Source organism: Acidovorax sp. M14 (assembly GCF_049331375.1).
GTDB lineage: Bacteria > Pseudomonadota > Gammaproteobacteria > Burkholderiales > Burkholderiaceae_C > Acidovorax.
This window is the reverse complement of the sequence record NZ_CP186263.1, coordinates 1,591,140-1,610,261: the sequence shown is the minus strand read 5'-3', so window position 1 is coordinate 1,610,261 and position 19,122 is coordinate 1,591,140. Positions and strand designations below refer to the sequence as shown.

Annotated in this window: 23 protein-coding genes and 1 tRNA gene; 4 read left to right on the top strand and 20 right to left on the bottom strand. The window is 62.1% G+C overall.

Annotated features, from left to right (window positions below):
• Window positions 1-17: 17 nt before the first annotated feature.
• The 15 genes from nuoI to rpsO all read right to left on the bottom strand — a co-directional run bounded on the left by nuoI (window position 18) and on the right by rpsO (window position 13,605).
• Entirely contained in the window at window positions 18-530 is a 513-nt protein-coding gene (gene nuoI, locus ACOYR4_RS07495; RefSeq protein WP_010463942.1) for an NADH-quinone oxidoreductase subunit NuoI, read from the bottom strand.
• 12 nt (window positions 531-542) lie between these two features.
• Window positions 543-1,625 (bottom strand): NADH-quinone oxidoreductase subunit NuoH, encoded by a 1,083-nt coding sequence (gene nuoH / locus ACOYR4_RS07490; RefSeq protein ID WP_422849119.1) that lies wholly within the window; start codon window positions 1,623-1,625, stop codon window positions 543-545.
• Window positions 1,622-3,754, bottom strand: coding sequence for an NADH-quinone oxidoreductase subunit NuoG (gene nuoG / locus ACOYR4_RS07485; protein WP_422849118.1), 2,133 nt, complete (start codon window positions 3,752-3,754; stop codon window positions 1,622-1,624). The genes nuoH and nuoG overlap by 4 nt, the downstream gene beginning before the upstream one ends.
• Window positions 3,755-3,768: 14 nt before the next feature.
• Window positions 3,769-5,124: an NADH-quinone oxidoreductase subunit NuoF gene (gene nuoF / locus ACOYR4_RS07480; RefSeq protein WP_110959324.1), complete on the bottom strand. Its 1,356-nt coding sequence runs from the start codon at window positions 5,122-5,124 to the stop codon at window positions 3,769-3,771.
• Window positions 5,124-5,612 carry an NADH-quinone oxidoreductase subunit NuoE gene (gene nuoE / locus ACOYR4_RS07475; RefSeq protein ID WP_015013274.1) on the bottom strand — a complete coding sequence of 163 codons (489 nt, stop codon included), beginning with the start codon at window positions 5,610-5,612 and terminating at the stop codon, window positions 5,124-5,126. Before nuoE ends, nuoF begins: the two co-directional genes overlap by 1 nt.
• Window positions 5,609-6,862: an NADH-quinone oxidoreductase subunit D gene (locus ACOYR4_RS07470; protein WP_015013273.1), complete on the bottom strand. Its 1,254-nt coding sequence runs from the start codon at window positions 6,860-6,862 to the stop codon at window positions 5,609-5,611. The genes nuoE and ACOYR4_RS07470 overlap by 4 nt, the downstream gene beginning before the upstream one ends.
• A gap of 27 nt (window positions 6,863-6,889) precedes the next feature.
• Window positions 6,890-7,498, bottom strand: a complete 609-nt coding sequence (locus ACOYR4_RS07465; RefSeq protein WP_060987079.1) for an NADH-quinone oxidoreductase subunit C — start codon at window positions 7,496-7,498, stop codon at window positions 6,890-6,892.
• A 10-nt stretch (window positions 7,499-7,508) separates the two neighbouring features.
• Window positions 7,509-7,988, bottom strand: coding sequence for a NuoB/complex I 20 kDa subunit family protein (locus ACOYR4_RS07460; protein ID WP_007849129.1), 480 nt, complete (start codon window positions 7,986-7,988; stop codon window positions 7,509-7,511).
• A gap of 24 nt (window positions 7,989-8,012) precedes the next feature.
• Window positions 8,013-8,372 (bottom strand): NADH-quinone oxidoreductase subunit A, encoded by a 360-nt coding sequence (locus ACOYR4_RS07455; protein WP_056061547.1) that lies wholly within the window; start codon window positions 8,370-8,372, stop codon window positions 8,013-8,015.
• A 73-nt stretch (window positions 8,373-8,445) separates the two neighbouring features.
• Window positions 8,446-8,530 (bottom strand) — tRNA-Leu (locus tag ACOYR4_RS07450).
• 115 nt (window positions 8,531-8,645) lie between these two features.
• The gene (gene secG, locus ACOYR4_RS07445; protein WP_209817128.1) at window positions 8,646-9,011 is read right to left on the bottom strand and encodes a preprotein translocase subunit SecG; all 366 of its coding nucleotides are present in this window, start codon (window positions 9,009-9,011) and stop codon (window positions 8,646-8,648) included.
• 42 nt (window positions 9,012-9,053) lie between these two features.
• A complete protein-coding gene (gene tpiA, locus ACOYR4_RS07440) occupies window positions 9,054-9,803 on the bottom strand; it encodes a triose-phosphate isomerase (RefSeq protein ID WP_060987069.1) in 750 nt (249 codons plus the stop codon).
• Between the two features lie 2 nt (window positions 9,804-9,805).
• Window positions 9,806-10,792: an NAD(P)H-quinone oxidoreductase gene (locus tag ACOYR4_RS07435; RefSeq protein ID WP_422849117.1), complete on the bottom strand. Its 987-nt coding sequence runs from the start codon at window positions 10,790-10,792 to the stop codon at window positions 9,806-9,808.
• Between the two features lie 95 nt (window positions 10,793-10,887).
• Complete coding sequence (pnp, locus tag ACOYR4_RS07430; protein ID WP_015013267.1) at window positions 10,888-13,131, bottom strand: polyribonucleotide nucleotidyltransferase; 2,244 nt, start codon at window positions 13,129-13,131, stop codon at window positions 10,888-10,890.
• A gap of 207 nt (window positions 13,132-13,338) precedes the next feature.
• Window positions 13,339-13,605, bottom strand: a complete 267-nt coding sequence (gene rpsO, locus ACOYR4_RS07425; protein WP_005793232.1) for a 30S ribosomal protein S15 — start codon at window positions 13,603-13,605, stop codon at window positions 13,339-13,341.
• A 364-nt stretch (window positions 13,606-13,969) separates the two neighbouring features.
• On the opposite strand from rpsO, the gene ACOYR4_RS07420 reads away from it, so the two are divergent.
• Complete coding sequence (locus tag ACOYR4_RS07420; protein WP_422849116.1) at window positions 13,970-14,272, top strand: hypothetical protein; 303 nt, start codon at window positions 13,970-13,972, stop codon at window positions 14,270-14,272.
• An 89-nt stretch (window positions 14,273-14,361) separates the two neighbouring features.
• On the opposite strand, the gene ACOYR4_RS07415 is transcribed toward ACOYR4_RS07420, so the two are convergent.
• Window positions 14,362-14,838: a molybdenum cofactor biosynthesis protein MoaE gene (locus tag ACOYR4_RS07415; protein ID WP_015013265.1), complete on the bottom strand. Its 477-nt coding sequence runs from the start codon at window positions 14,836-14,838 to the stop codon at window positions 14,362-14,364.
• Window positions 14,839-14,886: 48 nt separating this feature from the next.
• Window positions 14,887-15,117, bottom strand: a complete 231-nt coding sequence (locus ACOYR4_RS07410; protein ID WP_015013264.1) for a hypothetical protein — start codon at window positions 15,115-15,117, stop codon at window positions 14,887-14,889.
• 87 nt (window positions 15,118-15,204) lie between these two features.
• Between ACOYR4_RS07410 and ACOYR4_RS07405 the strand changes: the two genes are divergently transcribed.
• The 3 genes from ACOYR4_RS07405 to dapA all read left to right on the top strand — a co-directional run bounded on the left by ACOYR4_RS07405 (window position 15,205) and on the right by dapA (window position 16,981).
• Window positions 15,205-15,459 carry a hypothetical protein gene (locus ACOYR4_RS07405; protein ID WP_060987064.1) on the top strand — a complete coding sequence of 85 codons (255 nt, stop codon included), beginning with the start codon at window positions 15,205-15,207 and terminating at the stop codon, window positions 15,457-15,459.
• Between the two features lie 5 nt (window positions 15,460-15,464).
• The gene (locus ACOYR4_RS07400; protein ID WP_422849115.1) at window positions 15,465-15,824 is read left to right on the top strand and encodes a hypothetical protein; all 360 of its coding nucleotides are present in this window, start codon (window positions 15,465-15,467) and stop codon (window positions 15,822-15,824) included.
• A gap of 269 nt (window positions 15,825-16,093) precedes the next feature.
• Window positions 16,094-16,981, top strand: coding sequence for a 4-hydroxy-tetrahydrodipicolinate synthase (dapA, locus tag ACOYR4_RS07395; RefSeq protein ID WP_422849114.1), 888 nt, complete (start codon window positions 16,094-16,096; stop codon window positions 16,979-16,981).
• On the opposite strand, the gene moaD is transcribed toward dapA, so the two are convergent.
• Genes moaD through mobB form a run of 3 tightly spaced genes read right to left on the bottom strand, consistent with a single transcriptional unit; the run spans window position 16,968 to window position 19,023 of the window.
• The gene (moaD, locus tag ACOYR4_RS07390) at window positions 16,968-17,219 is read right to left on the bottom strand and encodes a molybdopterin converting factor subunit 1 (RefSeq protein ID WP_422849113.1); all 252 of its coding nucleotides are present in this window, start codon (window positions 17,217-17,219) and stop codon (window positions 16,968-16,970) included. The two genes, dapA and moaD, sit on opposite strands and share 14 nt — an antisense overlap.
• Entirely contained in the window at window positions 17,216-18,469 is a 1,254-nt protein-coding gene (gene glp / locus ACOYR4_RS07385; protein ID WP_422849112.1) for a gephyrin-like molybdotransferase Glp, read from the bottom strand. Before glp ends, moaD begins: the two co-directional genes overlap by 4 nt.
• Entirely contained in the window at window positions 18,454-19,023 is a 570-nt protein-coding gene (gene mobB, locus ACOYR4_RS07380; RefSeq protein ID WP_291441599.1) for a molybdopterin-guanine dinucleotide biosynthesis protein B, read from the bottom strand. Before mobB ends, glp begins: the two co-directional genes overlap by 16 nt.
• Between the last annotated feature and the right edge of the window lie 99 nt (window positions 19,024-19,122).

The window sequence follows — 19,122 nt, the reverse complement described above, 5'->3', positions numbered from 1 at the left end:
GCTGAACCCCGCACCGCTCAGCGGTACTTGGCGTCTGCAGCCTTGGCTGCCGCAATTTCACCTTCGTACCGGTCGCCCACGGCCAAGAGCATGTCCTTCGTGAAATACAGGTCACCACGCTTTTCGCCGTGGTACTCGAAGATGTGTGTTTCGACGATCGAATCGACCGGGCAGCTCTCTTCGCAGAACCCGCAGAAAATGCACTTCGTCAGGTCGATGTCATAACGCGTGGTGCGGCGCGAACCGTCGGCACGCACATCCGATTCGATGGTGATGGCCATCGCAGGGCATACGGCTTCGCACAGCTTGCAAGCGATGCAACGCTCCTCGCCGTTGTCATAACGGCGCAGCGCATGCAATCCACGAAAACGTGGCGACAAAGGCGTCTTCTCTTCAGGGAACTGCACGGTCACCTTGCGGCGAAACGCATAGCGGCCAGTCAGGGCCATCCCTTTGAGCAACTCCACGAGCATGAAGCTCTTGAAGAAATCCTTGAACGAAAAAGGTGCAGCAGCAGCAACAGCAGTCATTTGTGTCCCCGCTTATTTCCAGATATTCCAAGGCGAGAGCAACCACCCGCCAACAATCAACAAGTACACCAGCGTGACCGGAATGAAAATCTTCCAGCCCAGACGCATGATCTGGTCATACCGGAACCGTGGAAAGGTGGCCCGGATCCAGATGAACATGGACACCACGAGGAAGGTCTTGAGACCCAGCCAGATCCAGCCCGGCACCCAGTTGAACAGAGCGCTGTCGATCGGAGGCAACCAGCCACCCAGGAACATCAGCGCCGCCAGAATGGACACGAGCCACATGCTGGCGTATTCGGCCAGGAAGAAGATCGCAAAACCCATACCCGAGTACTCGACCATGTGGCCGGCCACGATCTCTGCCTCGCCTTCAACCACGTCGAAGGGATGGCGATTGGTTTCTGCCACGCCAGAGATCAGGTACACAAGGAAGATCGGCAGCAAGGGTAGCCAATTCCAGGACAGGAAAGTCAGGCCCTTCTCTGCAGCCATGCCTCTGCCCTGCCCCAGCACGATTTCCGTCAGGTTCATGCTGCCCGAGACCATGATCACGACCAGGAAACAGAACCCCATCGCGATTTCGTAGCTCACCATCTGCGCCGAAGCCCGCAGTGCACCCAAGAAGGCGTATTTGGAATTGGAGGCCCAGCCCGCAATGATCACGCCATAGACTTCGATGGACGTAATGGCCATGACCAACAGAAGGCCGGCATTCACATTAGCCAGGGCCACATCGGGACCGAAGGGAATCGCTACCCAGGCAGCCAAGGCCGGCATGATGGCCATGACAGGCCCCAGAACGAACAGGCCCTTGCTGGCCGCCGTGGGCTGGATGATTTCTTTGGTCAGCAGCTTCAGCGCATCCGCGATGGGCTGGAGCAACCCCATGGGCCCCACGCGGTTGGGGCCGTGGCGCACCTGCATGAAGCCCAGCAGCTTACGCTCCCACAACGTGAGGTAAGCCACGGCACCCATCAGCGGTGCCAGGATGCAGACGATCTTGATCAGGATCCAGAGCACTGGCCAGACAATGCCGGTCCACCACCCAAAGGAGAGCAGGTTCAGGCCCGCGTTGTAGATCGCGTCGATCATGCGGCCACTCCTTCACGTGCCATGCGTGCGTCGGCTGTCAGCTGCAGCGACGTGGAACGGCGCACCAAGCCGTCCAGTTGATAGATGGAAGCCACGACCGGTTCACCAGCTGCAGCCGTCGCAGCGGGCACTGCCTTCACAGCATTCGACAGCTGTACGGCAGGCACTTGAGTGACGGTACCGGCAGGGGCATTTGTGGCACGGGCCAGCACGTCCTGGGAGGTTTCGAAGTCGAAACCTGGAACGCCCAGCAGATTGGCCAGCACGCGCAGAACCTTCCATGCCGGACGGGTATCGCCCAGCGGGCGCACCACAGCATGGAAACTCTGTATGCGCCCTTCGGCGTTGACAAAGCTGCCCGAGGTCTCGGTGAACGGAGCAATTGGCAACAAAACGTCACTGAACTCCATGTTGGCCTTGAAGGGGCTCAGCGTGACCACCATTTCTGCACCAGCGAGGGCAGTTGCAGCTTGAGCACCCGCCGCAGAATCGTGGAAGGGCTCAGTGTTCAGCAGCACCGCCGCCTTCAAACCACCGGAGAGCATTTGAGCCGCATTCAGACCACCGTTGACAGGGTGAGCGCCCGCAAACTGCGCGCCCACGGTATTGGCGGCTTCTGTCAGGTAACCCACCGTCGCGCCGGTGTTCTCTGCAATCCAGTTGGCCCATGCCAGCAATGGGGTGGCTTGCGCATGGTGCGCCGCCGCATTGCCCAGCAGCACAGCCTTGCGCTCGCCGCCCAGCAGCGAGCGGGCGATGGCCTGGGCAGCCTCGTTGGCCGCACTGGCACCTTGCGGAGCAGCAATACCCTTTTCCTGGGCGATGGCGGAAGCAATGCCTCCGAGCATCTCTACCCATTGGCCAGCCCCCTGCTCCACAAATGTCTGCACTGGCATGGCCCAGTCATGGGTGACCGAAGCGATGGCATTGACCTGGCAGCCATGGCGGGCCGCCTGGCGGATGCGCTGCGCAAACAGCGGATGGTCCTTGCGCAGGTTGGAGCCCACCACCAGCACGCGCTGCAGTGTGGACAACGAAGCGATGGACGTACCGAGCCAGCGAATACCTTCGGGCGCAGCGAACTCGGCGTTGCGCAGGCGATAGTCGATGTTGTCGCTGCCAAGGCCACGCACCAGGGCGCTGGCCAGATACAGCTCTTCCACCGTGCTGTGAGGGCTCACCAGCGCACCAATGCTGGCGGCGCCGTGATCGTTCTTGATGTTCTTGAGACCGTTGGCCACGTATTCCAACGCAGTCTGCCAGTCCACTTCCTTCCACACACCGCCCTGCTTGAGCATGGGCTGGGTCAGGCGGTCGTCACCGTTGAGCGCTTCGTAGGAGAAACGATCACGGTCGGCAATCCAGCATTCGTTGACGGCCTCGTTTTCAAACGGGACCACGCGCATGACCTTGTGGTTCTTGACTTGGACAATCAGGTTGGCGCCAGTGGAGTCATGTGGACTCACAGAACGGCGGCGCGACAGCTCCCAGGTGCGGGCACTGTAGCGGAAAGGTTTGCTGGTCAGTGCTCCGACGGGGCAGATGTCGATCATGTTGCCCGACAACTCCGAGTCCACCGTGTCGCCGGTGACCGTGGTGATTTCAGAATGCTCGCCACGATGAATCATGCCGAGTTCCATCACGCCCGCCACTTCCTGGCCGAAGCGCACGCAGCGGGTGCAGTGGATGCAGCGGCTCATCTCTTCCATGGAGATCAGCGGGCCCACGTCCTTGTGGAATACCACGCGCTTTTCTTCCTCGTAACGCGAGGAAGAACCGCCGTAGCCCACCGCCAAATCCTGCAGCTGGCACTCGCCGCCCTGGTCGCAAATAGGGCAGTCCAGGGGGTGGTTGATGAGCAGAAACTCCATGACCGACTGCTGAGCCTTGATGGCCTTGTCGCTCTTGGTGCGCACGATCATGCCCTGCGTGACCGGTGTGGCGCAGGCAGGCATGGGCTTGGGCGCTTTTTCCACGTCCACCAGGCACATGCGGCAATTGGCGGCGATCGAAAGCTTCTTGTGGTAGCAGAAATGCGGAATGTAAGTGCCCGCCTTTTCAGCCGCATGCATCACCATGCAGCCTTCGGCGACTTCCACCTTCTGACCGTCCAGTTCAATTTCAACCATATGTTCTCTCGCGATCAGACGGAAGTCGCGGCTTGTGGAGCCTTGTTCCGGATCAGTGCCTCAAACTCGGGACGGAAGTGTTTGATCATGGCGCGCACAGGCATGGCTGCGGCATCACCCAGCGCACAGATGGTGCGGCCCTGGATGTTGTCTGCCACGGAATTAAGCAGATCCAGGTCGCCCTCACGGCCCTGGCCATGCTGGATGCGATCGATCACGCGCCACATCCATCCAGTGCCTTCACGGCAAGGCGTGCATTGGCCGCAGGATTCGTGCGAATAGAAATACGACAGACGCAGCAGGCTCTCGACCATGCTCCGGGAGTCGTCCATGACGATCACGGCACCCGAGCCCAGCATGGAGCCGGCCTTGGCGATGGAGTCATAGTCCATCGTGCATTCCATGATGACGGATGCCGGCAGGACAGGAGCCGACGAACCGCCAGGAATCACCGCCTTGAGCTGGCGACCTTTGCGCACGCCGCCAGCCAGTTCCAGCAGCTTGGCAAACGGTGTACCCAGGGGTACCTCATAGTTACCGGGCTTTTCGACGTCGCCGGACACCGAGAAAATCTTGGTGCCGCCGTTGTTGGGCTTGCCGCACTCCAGGTAAGCCGCTCCGCCGTTGCGGATGATCCATGGCACGGCCGCAAAGGTTTCCGTGTTGTTGATCGTGGTGGGCTTGCCATACAGGCCAAAGCTGGCGGGAAACGGCGGCTTGAAACGGGGCTGCCCTTTTTTGCCTTCCAGCGATTCGAGCAATGCCGTTTCTTCACCGCAAATGTAGGCGCCAAAGCCATGGGCCGCATGCAGCTGAAAACTGAAACTGCTGCCCAGAATGTTGTCCCCCAGGTAACCCGCTGCCCGAGCTTCTTCCAGCGCGGCTTCAAACCGTTCGTAGGTTTGGAAGATCTCGCCGTGGATGTAGTTGTAGCCGACAGAGATGCCCATCGCATAGGCAGCGATGATCATGCCTTCGATAACGATGTGCGGGTTGAACTGCAGGATGTCACGGTCCTTGCAGGTACCAGGTTCGCCCTCGTCGGAATTGCACACGAGATACTTCTGGCCAGGGAACGAGCGGGGCATGAAGCTCCACTTCAGGCCCGTAGGGAAGCCCGCGCCGCCGCGGCCACGCAGACCGGATTCCTTGACAGTGGCAATGACCTGATCTTGCGTCAGGCCCTCGTTACCGTCCTTGCCCAGGATGCGACGCAGTGCCTGATAGCCGCCACGCGCTTCGTAGTCCTTGATGCTCCAGTTGCTGCCATTCAGGCCCGCATAGATCTGGGGATTGATGTGGCGGTCGTGGAAACAGGTCTGAACACCTGTGGCCTGGAACTGAGAAAGTATTTGGGCTGCCGTGGTCATCACTGGCCCTCCGCGGCGCGCAGGCCGTCCACGAGCTGGTCGAGCTTGTCGTTGTCCATGAAGCTGCACATCGTGCGATCGTTCACCAGCATCACAGGAGCATCGGCGCAAGCACCCAGGCATTCGCACTGCTGCAGGGTGAACAGGCCATCAGGCGTGGTCTCACCCATCGACACACCAAGCTTCTTTTCCAGGTGATGCAGCGCCTTCTGCCCGTCGCGCAACTGGCAAGGCAGATTGGTGCACACGTTGAGCTTGTACTTGCCCACCGGTTGCTGGTTGTACATGTTGTAGAAGGTCGTGACTTCGTGCACGGCGATTTGCGCCATGCCCAGATAGTCAGCGATCACCGCCTCGCTCTCGGTACTGACGTAGCCTTGCTCCTGCTGAACGATGGACAAGCACGCCATCACCGCAGATTGCTTCTGGTCTGCGGGGTACTTGGCCACTTCGCGCGCAAACCGCGCCTTGGTCGCTTCGGTAATCATCGGTCAATCTCTCCGAACACGATATCCATGGTGCCAATGATGGCGACGGCATCCGCAATCATGTGGCCACGCGCCATTTCGTCGAGCGTGGCCAGATGCGCAAAACCCGGTGCCCGGATCTTGAGGCGGTAAGGCTTGTTGGCACCATCGCTCACCAGGTAGATACCGAACTCGCCCTTGGGATGCTCCACAGCCGCGTAAGCCTCGCCTTCGGGGACGTGGAAGCCTTCCGTGAAGAGCTTGAAATGGTGGATCAGCTCTTCCATGTTCGACTTCATGGATTCACGCGCAGGCGCGGCAACCTTGTGGTTGTCGGTGATCACCGGGCCGGGGTTGGCCTTGAGCCAGTCCACGCATTGCTTGATGATGCGATTGGACTCGCGCATTTCCTGCACACGCACCAGATAGCGGTCGTAGCAGTCGCCGGTCTTGCCCACTGGCACGTCGAAGTCGACGCGGTCGTATGCATCGTACGGCTGGGTCTTGCGCAGGTCCCAGGCAATGCCGGAGCCGCGAAGCATGGGGCCAGTCATGCCCAGATTCAACGCCCGCTCGGGCGGCACCACGCCGATGCCGACGGTGCGCTGCTTCCAGATGCGGTTGTCGGTGAGCAGCGTTTCGTACTCGTCCACGCAGCCGGGGAACCGCTGGGTGAAATCGTCGATAAAGTCCAGCAAAGAACCCTGGCGATTCTGGTTGAGAGCCTCCAGTGCCTTGGCGTTCTTGATCTTGCTGACCTTGTACTGCGGCATGCTGTCGGGCAGATCGCGGTATACGCCGCCGGGACGGAAATACGCCGCATGCATGCGCGCACCAGAAACCGCTTCGTACATGTCGAACAGGTCTTCACGCTCGCGGAAGGTGTAGATCAGGATCGTGGAGCTGCCGCAGTCGTTACCGTGCGAACCGAGCCACATCAGGTGGTTCAGCAGGCGCGTGATTTCGGAGAACATTACGCGGATGTACTGCGCGCGCACCGGCACTTCCAGGCCCAGCAATTTTTCAATCGCCAGACAGTAGGCGTGCTCGTTGCACATCATCGACACGTAGTCCAGCCGGTCCATGTAAGGCAGCGACTGGATGTAGGTCTTGTGCTCGGCCAGCTTTTCGGTGGCACGGTGCAGCAGACCGATGTGCGGGTCAGCGCGTTGCACGACCTCGCCGTCCAACTCCAGCACCAGGCGCAACACACCGTGCGCCGCAGGGTGCTGCGGACCAAAGTTCAGGGAATAGTTCTTGATTTCAGCCATGATGAATCACATGAGACGCGGGGCGGCTCAGTGCAGGCCTCCGTACTTGTCTTCGCGGATGATGCGCGGCGTGATTTCGCGCGGCTCAATGGACACGGGTTCGTACACCACGCGGCGCTGGTCGGCGTCGTAGCGCATTTCGACATGACCCGACAACGGGAAATCCTTGCGGAAGGGGTGCCCGATAAAGCCGTAGTCAGTGAGAATGCGGCGCAGGTCGTTATGACCGTCGAAAACGATGCCAAACAGGTCAAACGCTTCGCGCTCGTACCAATTGGCGGAGTTCCACAACTCAGCCACCGAGGGAACGACCGGGAAGTCATCGTCCTGGCAGAACACCTTCACGCGCACGCGCTGGTTGAGGCTGACCGACAACAAATGCGACACCACACAGTAGCGGGCGCCTTCATGGACAGCATCCCCGTACGCGGAATAGTCCACACCACACAAATCGATCAGCTGCTCAAAACGGCAACCTTCGGAGTCGCGCAGCAGGCGCATGGCGTCCAGATAGTCGGCAGCGGCGACCACCACGGTCACCTCATCGAGGGCGACCGAAATCTGGCGCACTTTGGCACCCAGAGCCGCAGCGATATTGTCCTTGAGCTTCTCAGGCCGAATGGCAACAGCTGTCATCATCAACCCTTCAGACGCGAGCAATGGTGTTGGTGCGGCGGATCTTCTGCTGCAACTGAATGATCCCGTAAATCAGGGCTTCTGCTGTAGGAGGGCAGCCGGGCACGTAAACATCCACGGGCACGATGCGGTCACAACCGCGCACCACCGAATAGCTGTAGTGGTAGTAGCCACCCCCATTGGCACACGAACCCATCGACAGAACCCAACGGGGCTCGGACATCTGGTCGTAAACCTTGCGCAAAGCCGGGGCCATCTTGTTGCACAGCGTGCCTGCCACGATCATCAGATCGGACTGACGGGGGCTGGCACGGAACACTTCCGCACCAAAACGGCCGATGTCATACCGGGCCGCTGCCGCGTGCATCATCTCGACAGCACAGCAGGCCAGACCAAACGTCATCGGCCACAGGGAACCGGTCTTGGCCCAGTTCACCACGGAGTCGTAACTCGTGGTGATGAAGCCTTCCTTCATCACGCCTTCAATCATTGCATTGTCCTTGTTGAAGTCCGCTCATTCCCAATCCAGGGCACCCTTTTTCCATTCGTAGGCAAAACCCACGACCAGGATGGCCAGGAAAATGACGACCGCCACGAAACCGGCGACACCCACCTCGTGCAGCGTGACCGCCCAAGGGAAAAGGAATGCGATTTCCAGGTCGAACAGAATGAAGAGAATGGCCACGAGGTAGTAGCGCACATCGAATTTCATGCGCGCATCCTCGAAGGCTTCAAAGCCACATTCGTAGGGGGAGTTCTTTGCGGCATCTGGGCGGTTGGGGCCCAGTATGTAGCCGAGTACAAGGGGGACAACGCCTACGGCGATGCCGACCAAGATGAACAAAAGGACGGGGAGGTACTGATCGAGGTTCATCTTGAGGATGTGCTCACCGCTGTGGCCTTGCCCGTCAGGACCCAAGCCGGGTCATGCAGGCAGGCCTTTGTTTTGGTGCCGTCGGCGAGACTCGAACTCGCACAGCTTTCGCCACTACCCCCTCAAGATAGCGTGTCTACCAATTTCACCACGACGGCTGATTTTTGCATCTGGATGGCATGAGGAACCTTGCGGCTTTTGGCTTTCCAGACAATCCAGAATTCTACTCCGGAAAAACCCTGCTTCGACCCTGAGGGCCGAAATTCAGTTCAATTATTTGGTCGGGATCTGCGCCGCACCAGAGGCGGGAGTCGCAGGCGCAGCAGGTGCCTCGGAAGCCGACGCACTGGCGGGCACAGCAGCCGCAGGCGTTTCCAGAACGCTGCCCGAGCTGGCAGGACGCGCATTGCCAAAGTAGGCCAATGCCAGCGTCGAGACAAAGAACACGGCTGCCAGCACAGCCGTCGTGCGGGACAGGAAGTTGGCGCTGCCGCTGGCACCGAAGAGGCTGCCCGAGCTGCCACTACCAAAGGCGGCACCCATGTCAGCCCCCTTCCCATGCTGGATCAGGATCAGTCCAATCATGGCCAAGGCCGCCAACATCTGCACCGCCAGAATCACATTCACGATCACGTTCATTCTCTGTTCACTCCTGATTGAATTGTTTGCCTCGCAGCCGCCTCAACGGGCCGCCGCAATGATTTGTAGAAAGTCGGGCGCCTTCAACGAGGCACCGCCGACCAGGCCGCCGTCGATATCGGGCTGGGCCAGCAGCTGGGCTGCATTGGCCGCGTTCATGCTGCCGCCGTACAGCAAGCGGATGCGGTCCGCATGCTCGCTCGCAGCCGCCAGCTGGGTGCGCAGCACCGCATGCACAGCCTGCGCCTGCTCCGGCGACGCAGTGCGACCCGTACCGATGGCCCATACGGGTTCGTAAGCCACCACGATCTCGCTGATGCAATGGCCGTTCAGATGGATCACTGCGGCGAGCTGGCGCTTGACCACCGCCTCGGTCATGCCCGCTTCACGCTCTTGCAGAGTTTCACCCACGCAGACGACTGGAGTCACACCCGCCGCCAGTGCGCGCTGGGCTTTCTCCGCCACGATTGCGTCGGTTTCACCATGGTACTGGCGGCGCTCGGAGTGCCCCACCAGCGCATAGCGCACACCAAAATCCTTCAGCATGGCCACCGATACCTCACCGGTGTAGGCGCCCGACTCGTGCGCAGACACATCCTGTGCCGCCACCGCAATGGCAGTGCCGGCAGTCAATGCCTGCACCTGCGCCAGATAGGGCGCAGGCACTGCGACAGCGATATCACAAGCCACCTCTGCGGTGCCCGCAATCAAGGCCTTCAACAAGGCCTCGTTGGCAGCCAGGCTGCCATTCATCTTCCAGTTACCGGCGATGAGTTTTTTCTTGTTGTTCATGATTACCACGTCAAAACAATCTTGCCGATGTGCTGGTTGGACTCCATCAGCGCATGGGCTTGTGCGGCGTCCGCCGCGGCAAACGTGCTATGGATGACCGGACGGACCTTGCCCGCTGCCAGCAAGGGCCAGACATGCTCGCGCAGCGAGCGTGCAATTGCACCCTTGAACGCCACGGGACGCGGACGCAATGTAGACCCCGTGATGGTGAGGCGCTTGCGCAGCACCATCCCCGCATTGAAGCCGCTCTGCACGCCCCCTTGCACGGCGATGATGACGATCCGGCCATCCTCGGCCAGGCATTCAACTTCGCGGGCAACATAGTCACCCGCCACCATATCGAGCACCACGTCAACACCACGCGCTTCGGTGATTCGCTTCGCCTCGGCCGCAAAGTCCTGGGACTTGTAGTTGATGGCGTAGTGTGCACCCAGCGAAAGGCAAGCCGCACACTTTTCATCGCTGCCCGCCGTGGCGATCACGGTGGCACCGAACGCACGGGCCAGCTGGATGGCGGTCACGCCAATGCCGCTTGTACCGCCCTGCACCAGCAAGGTTTCCCCCGCCTGCAAACGCGCACGGTCAAAGACATTGCTCCACACCGTAAAGAACGTCTCCGGAAGGGAAGCAGCCTCCACGTCACTGAAACCCTCAGGCACCGGCAGGCACTGCACCACCGGTGCGACGCACCACTGTGCATAACCACCACCTGCCACCAAGGCGCATACGCGGTCACCCACACGAATGCCCGCCTCTGCCATCGCCGAAGCATCGCCCGACTCAACCACCCCGGCGACCTCCAGCCCCGGAAGGTCCGAGGTGCCTGGGGGCGGCGCATAGTGACCCAGTCGCTGCAACACGTCGGGGCGGTTGATGCCGCTGGCCGCCACGCGGATCAGCAGCTCCCCCGCACCCGCGACGGGGGCAGGACGCTTACCCAGACGTAGCACCTCAGGCCCACCAAAGGATGTGATCTCGACAGCTTGCATAACGGGGTTTACCGGATATGGATTGGAATGATTTGGGCCGCTAGCGCATGACTTACATGCCCTGGCAGCTACCAAATCAATAGCACATCAGCAATTTAGCCGTTCACCTGGGCAGACGCACCATCTGCAGGCAGGGACTGCTGCTGTTGCTGCTCAGCGGGATGGCGTCCACCGTCACGGCCGTGGTCGCGGCGGGGTTCGCGGTCGCCACGCTCTGCGGGCGCAGGACGGTCGCTGCCGCCCGCGGGACGGTCGGCCAGCACCTTCATGGACAGCTTGATGCGGCCCTTTTCGTCAGTTTCCATGACCTTGACCTTCACGATCTGGCCTTCGGTCAGGTAGTCGGACACCTTCTCGACGCGTTCGTGGGCGATCTGGCTGATATGCAGCAGACCGTCCTTGCCGGGCAGCAGGTTGATCAGTGCGCCGAAGTCCAGGATCTTGGTCACAGGGCCTTCGTAGATCTTGCCGATCTCGACCTCGGCCGTGATCTGCTCGATGCGGCGCTTGGCTTCGTCAGCCTTGGCAGCGTCGGTGGCGGCGATGGTGATGGTGCCGTCTTCCTCGATGTTGATCTGGCAGCCGGTTTCTTCGGTCAGCGCACGGATCACGGCGCCGCCCTTGCCGATCACGTCACGGATCTTCTCGGGGTTGATCTTCATGGTGTACAGCTTGGGCGCGAAGTTTGACACTTCGGTCTTGGCCTCACCCATGGCTTCTTGCATCTTGCCCAGAATGTGCATGCGCGCTTCCTTGGCCTGGGCCAGTGCCACCTGCATGATTTCCTTGGTGATGCCCTGGATCTTGATGTCCATCTGCAGGGCCGTGATACCGCCCGTGGTACCCGCTACCTTGAAGTCCATATCGCCCAGGTGATCTTCGTCACCCAGGATGTCGGTCAGCACGGCGAAACGGTTGGCATCCTTGATCAGGCCCATGGCAATACCCGCCACGTGCGCCTTCATGGGCACACCGGCATCCATCAGCGACAGGCAGCCGCCGCACACCGAAGCCATGGACGAGGATCCGTTGGACTCGGTGATCTCCGACACCACACGCATGGTGTAGGGGAATTCTTCCTTGGTCGGCAGCACAGCCACCAGAGCACGCTTGGCCAGACGGCCGTGGCCGATTTCGCGGCGCTTGGTCGAGCCCATGCGGCCCACTTCGCCGGTGGCGAAGGGAGGCATGTTGTAGTGCATCATGAAGCGGTCTTCGTACTCGCCGGCCAGCGCGTCGATGCGCTGTGCATCGCGCTCGGTGCCCAGCGTGGTCACGACCAGCGCCTGGGTTTCGCCACGCGTGAACAGGGCTGAACCGTGGGCGCGGGGCAGCACGCTGTTGCGGATTTCGATGGGGCGCACGGTGCGCGTGTCGCGGCCGTCGATGCGGGGTTCGCCAGCCAGGATCTGGCTGCGCACGATGCCTGCTTCGATGTCGAACAGCATGCCTTCAACCTTGACGGAGTCGAACTCCACGCCGTCGGCCTTGAGGCCAGCCATCACAGCGGCATAGGCCTCACGGCAGGCTTGGGTACGGGCTTGCTTGTTGCGGATCTGGTAGGCAGCGCGCAGCTTGTCGTCGGCCAGTGCCACCACCTTGGCAATCAGGGCTTCGTCCTTGGCAGGCGCTTCCCATTGCCATACGGGCTTGCCCGCGTCGCGCACCAGTTCGTGGATGGCGTTGATGGCCACATTGCCTTGCTCGTGACCGAACACCACGGCGCCCAGCATGATTTCTTCGGAGAGTTGCTGGGCTTCGGATTCGACCATCAGCACAGCGGCTTCAGTGCCTGCCACCACCAAGTCCATCTGCGAGTTCTTGCGCGCAGTCTGGCCGGGGTTCAGCACGTATTCGCCGTTGATGTAACCCACGCGGGCGGCACCAATAGGGCCGTTGAACGGGATGCCAGAGATGGCCAGGGCTGCGCTGGTAGCGATCAGGGCAGCAATGTCAGCGTCCACTTCGGGGTTCAACGAGATCGTGTGGACCACCACATGCACTTCATTGAAGAAACCTTCAGGGAACAGCGGGCGGATCGGACGGTCGATCAGGCGGCTGGTCAGGGTTTCGTGTTCGCTGGGCTTGGCTTCGCGCTTGAAGAAGCTGCCGGGGATCTTGCCAGCGGCATACGTCTTCTCGATGTAGTCCACCGTCAGCGGGAAAAAGTCCTGGCCGGGCTTGGCGGACTTGGAAGCCACCACGGTGGCCAGCACCACGGTGTCGTCAATGTTCACCAGCACGGCGCCGGAGGCCTGGCGGGCGATCTCGCCCGTTTCCATGATGACGGTCTTGTCGCCCCATTGGAAGGTCTTGGTGACTTTGTTGAAAATGCTCATGTTCAGCTCCTGTTTTAATAGCTGGTAGTGCCCTACCAGATTGGCTTGGATAGCAATTCAGAACACGATGCCATTCCAGGGAAGTGCTGCACAATGCAGCGGCAACAACTTCATTGGAATGACACAGCTTCGCTCTGTTTTGCGGCTCCGAAGTAAAAAACGCCTGAGCTAGCGGACTAACCCAGGCGTTTTGGCATGCAATGAAAATTACTTGCGCAGACCCAACTTGGCAATCAGCGCGGTGTAACGGTCAGCGTCCTTGGCCTTCAGGTAGTCCAGCAGCTTGCGACGACGGCTCACCATGCGCAGCAGGCCACGGCGACCGTGGTGGTCCTTGGCGTGCGTCTTGAAGTGAGGGGTCAGTTCGTTGATGCGAGCGGTCAGCAGGGCCACTTGCACTTCTGGGCTACCAGTGTCGTTGGCAGCACGGGCGTTCGCCTTGACGACTTCGGCCTTGATGGAGGATGCAATCATGTTTTTTCCTTGAATGTGGCCTGCCGCAATCGGAAAGCCATGGTTTTTACTTGCGCCAGCAGCTGGAACGGCCGCAGGCGTGCGTCTTGCACCATGCAAAACTCGCGGATTATAACCCGAGGCCCTGAATTCACCTCTGGCCGGTCTCTCGGCGCACGCCCAGCCCGATTCACCGGATCAGAAACATGAGCCTGCTGCAGCCCTGGGCCGCCTGTGTAGCGCAGAGGATACGCAGCAGCACCGACCTCAGCCGCGCTGGCGCTACCTCCGCGCTTTGCAGCCCAAGCGCACCTTAAGATCCCGCTGCAGATCAGTGGACGCCCCGGCGCCCCCACACCCACTCCCACTCCCCGGAGCACTCAACATGCCACCCACCCCGGCTCTCCCCCCATCGACCCACGTGGCACTGCGCAAGGCGACCGCTCCCCTGCTTTTGTGCACGCTGGCCCTGTGCCTGGGACTGCATCCCGGAGCCAGCCACGCCACGACCAAGAACGCGACCCAAGGCACCCATGGCGCAGTGAGCAAGAAAAAGAAATCCACCAAGGTGAAACAGGAGCGAAGCTCATCCGAGGAAAGCCGCTCGGAACGTGATCGCCGGCTGTACCGGGAATGCAAGGGGCGCGCCAATGCTGGTGCCTGCCTGGGATACACCAGCAAACCCTGACCCCCGTACCACGCCTGCAAAGACGCAGGCTCACCGCATCGCTGAGACGCCCTGGCATGGCGCAGGCGCTGCGCACGGGCGCTGCCTGCTCAGGCGTTGGCCGCCGTGATGCCCCAGCGCGCGAGCGCTGCATCGTCACTCACCCGCGCGTCCACCCAGCGGGCGCCCTGGGGGGTTTGTTCCTTTTTCCAGAAAGGCGCCTGGGTCTTGAGGTAGTCCATCAAAAACTCGCAGGCCTGAAAACTCTGGCCCCGGTGGGCGCTGGTCACCGCGACCAGCACGATCTGGTCCAGGGGCTGCAGCAGGCCTACACGGTGAATCACGCGGGCACCAAAAATATCGAAGCGCCGAAAGGCCTCGTCCACCATGGCTTCGATGGATTTTTCGGTCATGCCGGGGTAGTGCTCCAGCTCCATGGACGACACCGGGTCGCCATCGTTGCGGTCACGCACGGTGCCCACAAAGCTGCACACAGCGCCCACCCCCTTGTTCTCGCGGCGCAGGGTGGCGATTTCGACGGACAGGTCAAAGTCCTCGGTCTGGATGGAAACACGGGGCAGGGTCATTGCTATAGCTCTCAGCGGGGGCGTAGGAAGTTCGGCCAGAAAGGCGCATCAAGGCGAGCGATGCAGCCGTGGCGCAGCCAGCAGGGCGCGCTCTTCTTCCACCACCTTGTTCAGCTGCACCAGTGCGGGCGACGAGGGCAACTGGGCCAGCAATGCTTGCAGGCGCGTGATGTCGCCCACGCTGGGCGCCACCTTGATCTGTGCGACGGCGGCGGGCAGGTTGCCGCCCCGGACCAGCGCCAGTACCTTGGCGGGCCATTCACTTTTGTTGCGTGCCATAACTTGGAAAAAACATTTGTCTGTACGATTCGCCCGCACTGTACCCGCATGCGATCGGGTGCGCGATCTTCTAGCCCTCCCCTGCCCATGGCCACACAAACGATTGAGACCGACCTCTACAAGCTCTATCCATCCCCGCGCAATGCCGTCCGCGATGTGTTCGAGCACCAGGTCTTCGTGCCCCACCCTTACGCGATCATTGACCTCGATGTGATGGAGCTGGCGGGCAAAACCACGCTGTTTGGCGCCTGCCGCCTGTCGGACATGAAAATGGGCCAGGTCGTGACCTTTGAGCTGGCTGCCGACCAGGCCAAGTTCGAGCGGCTGTTTACCCCCGACTGAGCCCCATGGACGAAGACAACCAGATCCACGTGCCCCCGTCCTTCATGGCGGTGTACACCGACGCACGGGGGCGCCTGACCGACAAGTCGGACACCGTGCGCACCCGCTACGAGCTGTGCGAAGACCTGGCGGGCCACCTGGTGGAGCACGCGCAGACGCTGTACCACGTGCAGGCGCCGTCCGAGACCGAGATCCTGCAGCGCATCCATGCAGGGCTGTGCACGGCGGAATCTGGCGTGTCGGTGCCCGAGGCAACGTGGATCGTCACCCGGCTGGCCGAGCTGCTGGTGTGGCAATGCCCGTTGCTGCAAGCCCCTCCACCCACGCCGGTGGACGAGGTGCCGCCGGGACTGCCCTCACGCTGATGGGTCCGGGTCCATGGCCCCTTGCAAAGGCCTGGCTATACTGCGCCCCATGCCCACGCACGCACTCTTTGCCATGACCTCCGCACCCGCGGTGGCGTTGCAGTGCGTGGTCAAAGCCAAAAAACCCCAGCTCATCTGACCGGAGCTGTGTGGTTCCGTCCCGGATGAGCGACGGAACCTGTTGGCAAAAATCTCCCTTTTTTGGCTCCTGGCGACTCGCGCACCTGTGACGGTTCTTCCCTTGGTCGAACCTTGAAAGGACGCTTCGCATGCCTGCAGTCTCTGCCTCCCCCACCCCGTTCCAGGGTCTCTGGATTCCCCTGGTCACCCCGTTCCATGACGGCGCTGTGGACCACCCCTCCCTCGCCCGTATGACAAAGAAGCTGGCCGGCCAGGGCATTGCGGGTTTTGTGGCCTGCGGGTCCACCGGCGAAGCCGCAGCGCTCGACAAGGCGGAGCAGTTGGCCGTGCTGGAGACGGTGCTCGACGCCTCACAAGGCCTGCCCGTGGTGATGGGCCTGTCGGGCTACCACCTGGGCCAGACGCAGGAATGGGTGCAGACCCTGGCGCGGTACCCCCTGGCCGGACTGCTGGTACCGGCACCACACTACATCCGCCCGTCGCAACACGGGTTGCTGCTGTGGTTCCGCGCCCTGGCCGACGCGAGCGCCGCGCCGCTGGTCATCTACGACATCCCCTACCGCACAGGCGCCACGCTGGCCACCGACACCCTGCTGGCACTGGCCGAACACCCGCGCATCTGCGCCATCAAGGACTGCGGCGGCAATGCGGCCAAGACCCAGGCACTGATCGCGGACGGGCGCCTGGCCGTGCTGGCGGGCGAAGATGCGCAGATGTTCACCACCCTGGCCCTGGGCGGCCACGGCGCCATTGCCGCCAGCGCGCACTGGCAGGCACCGCGTTTTGTGGCCTTGATGGAGTTGCTGCGCACGGGTGACCTGCCGGAGGCCCGCAGGGTATGGCAAGCCTTGTTGCCCTGGGTGGAGGCGTGCTTTGCAGAAGCCAACCCGGCGCCGCTGAAGGCCGTGCTGGCCCACGCGGGCTGGATGCGCAATGAACTGCGCGCACCGATGACAGCGGCCTCCGCCGCGCTGGAGCAGCGACTACAGACCTTGCCCGGGCTCAGCCCCCGGTAACCGGGGGGAAAAACGCCACCTCGGCCCCATCGGCCAGGGTGGCGGACTCGTCGCTCAAGGTCTGGTTGAGTGCCATGCGCACGGCCCGGCCTCGCGCCAGGCTGCTGGCATGGGCACCACCGCGTGCGATGAGCTCGTCGCGCAAGGCTCCCAGCGTGGTGGCAGCGGTTTCGACCGCCTCGCTGCCGTGCCCAATGGCCTCGCGGATCGAGGCGAAGTAGCGCACAGTGATCTTCATCCCAGCAACTCCGAAAACGCGATGAATTGCACGGTGTCGCCCGGCGCAATCGTCTGGCCCGCCGGGTTGTCCACCACGCCGTCACCCCAGGCCGCCGAGGTCAGCACGCCCGAGCTCTGGTTGCTGAACAGGTCCAGCCCGCCCGCCGCGTTGAGCCGCACGCGCAGAAATTCGCGGCGTTTGTCTGCCTTGGGCCAGGTGAAATCGGCACGGACCGCTACGGCTTGCGGCGCCACGTCCTGCACGCCCTGCAGCCGCAGCACAAAGGGCCGCACCAGCAGCGCAAAGGTGAGAAAGCTCGACACCGGGTTGCCGGGCAGGCCCATGAAGTGGGCGGCACCGCCTTCTCGCGGGATCTGGCCGTAGGCAAACGGCTTGCCGGGCTTCATGGCGATCTGCCACAAGTCCAGCGTGCCCAGAGTCTCTACCGCTGGCTTGATGTGGTCTTCCTCTCCCACGCTCACGCCGCCGCTGGTCAGGATCAGGTCGTGCGCGCTGCTGGCCTGGCGCAGGGCGTCGATGGTGGCGTCGCGCCGGTCGGGCACGATGCCAAAGTCGGTGACCTCGCAGCCCAGGCGCAACAGCATGGCGCGCAGAAAAAACCGGTTGCTGTTGTAGATAGCGCCGGGGCGCATCTGCTCGGGCGGCACCTCGCCGGGCATGACCAGCTCATCGCCCGTGGAGAACAGTGCCACGCGCGGGCGGCGCGCCACCTGCAGCTGGTGCAGGCCAATGCTGGCCGCCAGCCCCAGTTCGGCCGGAGTGAGACGCGTGCCCGCTGACAGCACCACCGCCCCCCGGGTGATGTCCTCGCCCGCACTGCGAATCCACTGACCCGCTGGGGGCACAGCGTTGATCCGCACCGAACCCAGGCCATCGGCCGCCGCCAGGGCCTCGCAGTCCTCCTGCATCAGGATGGCATCGGCGCCTGCAGGCACCGGCGCGCCCGTGAAGATGCGCGCCGCCGTGCCCGGCAGCAGCGGGTCACCCGCACTGCCCGCAGGAATGCGCTGCGACACGGGCAACACCACACCGGCCGCCGCCACATCAGCGCAACGCACGGCATAGCCGTCCATCGAGCTGTTGTCCTGCGGGGGCACTTGCAAGGCCGACACGCAGCTTTGTGCCAGCACGCGGCCGTCGGCGTCAAAGGTGGTGACCGTGTCGGTGCCAGGCAGCGGCTGGGCTTGCGCCAACAGATCCGCCAGCGCCTCGTCCAGCGGCTTGAGGGGCTTCATTGCGGGGCGCATGGCAGCAGCCCCCCGTGCAGTTCCCAGTTGTATTCAAAGCGGTGTTCGTACTGGATAAGCCAGTCCACCACCTTGTCGGGCGCGTTGAGGTCCAACAGCGGCAGTTGCGTGGGCACCGGCAGGCTCTCAGGCGCATCGGTGGCCACGGCCACCACAAAGTCATCTTCCGGGTAGCGCACGGGTTTGGCCAGTTGCCCGGGCTCGGGCGCGCGCCAGACCTCGATCTTGAGCAGGTCGCTGTCCTTGAAGCCTTCCACCAGCACCCAGTCCACGCCCTGGTACAGCTCGGCCAGCAAGTGGTGCACGCTGAGCGTGGCGGGCTGCTCGAACTCGCGCACCAGCATCAGGCGCTTGTCCGATGCGGCAACCACCTCGAAAGCCCCCGCCTCACGGTGGCGGTAGGTGTCCTTGCCCGGGTGGTCCACATCAAAACTGTGGTGGGCATGCTTGACCACCGATACGCGCAGCCCCCGCAGCCGCAGTGCGGGGATCAACTGCTCGACCAGCGTGGTCTTGCCACTGCCGGAGAACCCGGCAAAACCGACAACCTTCATCCACGGCTCCTTGATTAGCTATGCTATTTATAGCTTGCAGCGCATATCAGACTAGCGCTTGGGGCGATTTTGATCACAAAACCGGGCCATCCCGACCTG